2 protein-coding genes and 1 pseudogene are annotated in these 4,773 nt (G+C 69.4%); all 3 read left to right on the top strand.

Annotated elements, in window-relative coordinates; genetic code table 11:
- A pseudogene (locus tag ACFWEK_RS18985) lies at positions 1-233 on the top strand (50S ribosomal protein L10); the annotation flags it as partial.
- An 83-nt stretch (positions 234-316) separates the two neighbouring features.
- On the top strand, positions 317-709 hold the full coding sequence (gene rplL / locus ACFWEK_RS18980) for a 50S ribosomal protein L7/L12 (protein ID WP_429764780.1): 393 nt from the start codon (positions 317-319) through the stop codon (positions 707-709).
- Between the two features lie 562 nt (positions 710-1,271).
- Positions 1,272-4,773 (top strand): DNA-directed RNA polymerase subunit beta (gene rpoB, locus ACFWEK_RS18975; RefSeq protein WP_430555048.1); only part of this gene is annotated, 3,502 nt, incomplete at its 3' end.

Here is a 4,773-nt window from a genome sequence, read left to right as displayed (position 1 = left end):
ACCCTGCACTGGTCATCAAGGGCGGTGTCCTTGACGGGAAGCCGCTGACCGCTGCAGAGGTCACCAAGCTCGCGGACCTCGAGTCCCGCGAGGTCCTGCTGGCCAAGACGGCCGGCGCGATGAAGGCCAAGCTCTTCCAGGCTGCCTACGCCTTCAGCGCGAAGCCGGCCCAGGCCGCTCGCGTCATCGATGCCCTGCGTCAGAAGCAGGAATCGGAGGCCGCTGCCGCCTGACGGCGGTGCGGCAAGCACAACCCCCTCCCTTGCTTCTGCGGGGCCCCCGGCCCCAGGACGCACCAACCGAAAGGAACGCCATCATGGCGAAGCTCAGCACCGACGAGCTCCTGGCCGCCTTCGAGGAGCTCACGCTCATCGAGCTCAACGAGTTCGTGAAGGCCTTCGAGGACAAGTTCGAGGTCACCGCCGCCGCTCCCGCCGCCGTCGCGGTCGCCGCCCCCGCCGCCGGCGGTGCCGGTGGCGCCGAGGCCGCCGAGGAGAAGGACGAGTTCGACGTCATCCTCGAGGCCGCCGGCGACAAGAAGATCCAGGTCATCAAGGAGGTGCGCGCGCTCACGTCCCTCGGCCTGAAGGAGGCCAAGGACCTCGTGGACGGCGCCCCGAAGCCGGTCCTGGAGGCCGCGAACAAGGAGACGGCCGAGAAGGCCAAGGCTGCCCTCGAGGGCGCCGGCGCCACCGTCACCCTCAAGTGATCGCCGCGGCCTAGCCGCGCATCGCTTCCGCGAGGCCCGCATCCCCTTCGGGGGGTGCGGGCCTCGCTGCGTCCGACGCCGATGTCCGACGTCGTCGCCGCGGCACTTCCGGCTCGGCGCGGCAGTTCGAGCTGCCGCCGTGAGCCCAGACTGCCGCGGCGAGCGAGCAACGCGGTCCGGCGCGCGGGGGAGCGGGCCGGTTGTGGAGGTGTCGTGTCGTGACCGACGTCGCGCGCGGGTGCCTGGCCGCGGCCGCCTACCACGGGTTAGGCTGGTCCGACAACCGTTTCTTGGGCGGCATATGGCGGCCACCGAGACAACGTCCTCAAGACCCAGAACCGAGGGCGTCCGCTCGTGTGCCCGCGCGAGTTGGACAAACGATGAAGTTCTGGCTACGCTAGCGCTTTGCGCTCGCTTGTGCCCCGACGCCTCCCCGCCGACGATGCCCCGCCCTCCGTGATCACGTCTTCGTGACCCCTGAGGCGGTCCACTCCCGCGGTCCGGCGCCTCCAGCCCTCGCAGAGCGTACAGCGTGCCATCGAACTGCAGGGAAGGACCCCTCTTGGCTGCCTCGCGCACCCCTTCTGTTCCGTCCGCCGACGCCATCGCGAACCGCACCGCTTCCCGCCGCGTCTCCTTCGCCAAGATCTACGAGCCGCTCGAGGTCCCCGACCTCCTCGGGCTGCAGACCGAGAGCTTCGACTGGCTCCTCGGCAGCCCCGCCTGGCAGGCCCGGGTCGAGGCGGCCACCGCCGCCGGCCGCTCCGACGTCCCCGCGACGTCCGGCCTCGAGGAGATCTTCGAGGAGATCTCGCCGATCGAGGACTTCGGCCAGTCGATGTCCCTCTCCTTCTCGAACCACCGCTTCGAGCCGCCGAAGTACACCGCGGACGAGTGCAAGGAGAAGGACTTCACCTTCGCCGCCCCGCTGTTCGTGACGGCCGAGTTCGTGAACTACACGACCGGTGAGATCAAGAGCCAGACGGTGTTCATGGGCGACTTCCCGCTCATGACCGCGCGTGGCACGTTCATCATCAACGGCACCGAGCGCGTCGTCGTCTCGCAGCTGGTCCGTTCCCCGGGCGTCTACTTCGAGCGCACCCCCGACAAGACGAGCGACAAGGACGTCTTCTCGGCGAAGGTCATCCCGTCGCGCGGCGCCTGGCTCGAGTTCGAGATCGACAAGCGCGACGCCGTCGGCGTGCGCGTCGACCGCAAGCGCAAGCAGCCCGTCACCGTCCTGCTGAAGGCCCTCGGCCTCACGGAGGCGGAGATCCGCGAGGAGTTCGCGGACTTCCCGTCCGTGCTCGACACCCTCGAGAAGGACCACGTCCACACCCAGGACGAGGCCCTCGTCGACCTGTACCGCAAGATCCGTCCGGGCGAGCCGCCCACGGTCGAGGCCGGTCGCGCGCTGCTCGAGAACTTCTACTTCAACCCGAAGCGCTACGACCTCGCGAAGGTCGGTCGCTACAAGATCAGCAAGAAGCTGGGCGTCGACGCGCCGCTGGCGGACTCGACGCTGTCCGTGACCGACGTCGTCGCGACGATCAAGTACCTTGCCGCGCTGCACGCCGACCTGGAGACCATCCCCGGCACCCGCGACGGCCAGCCGACCGAGGTCCGCGTCGAGACCGACGACATCGACCACTTCGGCAACCGTCGCATCCGCGCCGTCGGCGAACTCATCCAGAACCAGGTGCGCACGGGCCTGTCCCGCATGGAGCGCGTGGTCCGTGAGCGCATGACGACGCAGGACGTCGAGGCGATCACGCCGCAGACGCTGATCAACATCCGCCCCGTGGTGGCGTCGATCCGCGAGTTCTTCGGCACCTCGCAGCTGTCGCAGTTCATGGACCAGAACAACCCGCTCGCGGGCCTGACGCACAAGCGTCGTCTGAACGCCCTCGGCCCGGGTGGTCTGTCCCGCGACCGTGCCGGCATGGAGGTCCGTGACGTCCACCCGTCGCACTACGGCCGCATGTGCCCGATCGAGACCCCTGAGGGCCCGAACATCGGCCTCATCGGCTCGCTCGCGTCGTTCGGTCGCATCAACCCGTTCGGCTTCATCGAGACGCCGTACCGCAAGGTCACCGACGGCAAGGTCACGGACGAGATCGTCTACCTGACCGCCGACGACGAGGACCGGCACATCATCGCCCAGGCGAACACCGAGCTCGCCGTGGACGGCACGTTCCTCAACGACCGCGTCCTGGTGCGCACCAAGGGCGGCGAGACCGACGACCTGCCGCCGGCCGAGGTCGACTACATGGACGTCTCGCCGCGCCAGATGGTGTCCGTCGCGACGGCGCTCATCCCGTTCCTCGAGCACGACGACGCGAACCGCGCGCTCATGGGCGCCAACATGCAGCGCCAGGCCGTGCCGCTGGTGCGCTCCGAGGCGCCGCTGGTCGGCACCGGCATGGAGCGTCGTGCGGCGGTCGACGCCGGCGACGTCATCGTCGCGACCAAGCCCGGTGTGGTCACCGAGGTGTCCGCCGACCTGGTCCTCGTCGCGAACGACGACGGCACCACGGGCTCGTACCGCGCGGCGAAGTTCCGCCGGTCGAACCAGGGCACCAGCTACAACCAGCGCGTGCTCGTGGACGAGGGCCAGCGGGTCGAGGTCGGCTCCGTGCTGGCCGACGGCCCGGCGACCGACGAGGGCGACCTCGCGCTCGGCCGCAACCTGCTCGTCGCGTTCATGTCGTGGGAGGGCCACAACTACGAGGACGCGATCATCCTGTCGCAGCGCCTCGTGGAGGACGACGTCCTGTCCTCGATCCACATCGAGGAGCACGAGGTCGACGCCCGCGACACCAAGCTCGGGCCCGAGGAGATCACGCGGGACATCCCGAACGTCTCCGAGGACGTCCTGGCGGACCTCGACGAGCGCGGTGTCATCCGCATCGGTGCCGAGGTCGGCGCGGGCGACGTGCTGGTCGGCAAGGTCACGCCGAAGGGCGAGACCGAGCTCACCCCGGAGGAGCGCCTGCTGCGCGCCATCTTCGGCGAGAAGGCCCGCGAGGTGCGCGACACGTCCCTCAAGGTGCCCCACGGCGAGCAGGGCACGGTCATCGGCGTCCGCGAGTTCAACCGCGAGGACGGCGACGAGCTGCCCGCCGGCGTGAACCAGCTGGTCCGCGTCTACATCGCCCAGCGCCGCAAGATCACCGTCGGCGACAAGCTCGCCGGCCGCCACGGCAACAAGGGCGTCATCTCGAAGATCCTGCCGCAGGAGGACATGCCGTTCCTCCCCGACGGGACGCCGGTCGACGTCATCCTCAACCCGCTGGGCGTGCCCGGCCGCATGAACGTCGGCCAGGTCCTCGAGACGCACCTCGGGTGGGTCGCGAGCCGCGGCTGGGACATCGAGCTGGCCGAGGGCGAGGACCTCTCCTGGAAGGAGACCCTGCCCGAGGTCGCGTCGAAGTCGGAGCCGGGGACGCCGGTGGCGACGCCGGTGTTCGACGGCCTCGAGGAGTCCGGCCTGCGCGGCCTGCTCTCCACGACCCTGCCGAACCGCGACGGCGACCGCATGGTCGCGACCGACGGCAAGGCCCGGCTCTTCGACGGCCGCTCCGGCGAGCCGTTCCCGGACCCGGTGTCGGTGGGCTACATGTACATCCTCAAGCTCCACCACCTGGTCGACGACAAGATCCACGCGCGCTCGACCGGCCCGTACTCGATGATCACGCAGCAGCCGCTGGGTGGTAAGGCGCAGTTCGGCGGCCAGCGCTTCGGCGAGATGGAGGTGTGGGCCCTCGAGGCGTACGGCGCGGCCTACACGCTGCAGGAGCTGCTCACCATCAAGTCCGACGACGTCCCGGGCCGCGTGAAGGTCTACGAGGCGATCGTCAAGGGCGAGAACATCCCCGACTCGGGCATCCCGGAGTCCTTCAAGGTGCTCCTCAAGGAGATGCAGTCGCTGTGCCTGAACGTCGAGGTGCTCTCGAGCGACGGCATGTCCATCGAAATGCGTGACACCGACGAGGACGTCTTCCGCGCGGCGGAGGAGCTCGGAATCGACCTGTCCCGGCGCGAGCCGAGCAGCGTCGAAGAGG

It is taken from the genome of Isoptericola sp. NPDC060257 (assembly GCF_042726645.1).
In the GTDB taxonomy this organism is placed as follows: domain Bacteria; phylum Actinomycetota; class Actinomycetes; order Actinomycetales; family Cellulomonadaceae; genus Isoptericola; species Isoptericola nanjingensis.
This window is presented reverse-complemented; position numbering and strand designations above follow the sequence as displayed.

Excerpts from the sequence above, each read along its gene's own strand:
- rplL (WP_429764780.1), top strand. The coding sequence starts at position 317 with ATGGCGAAGCTCAGCACCGACGAGCTCCTGGCCGCCTTCGAGGAGCTC.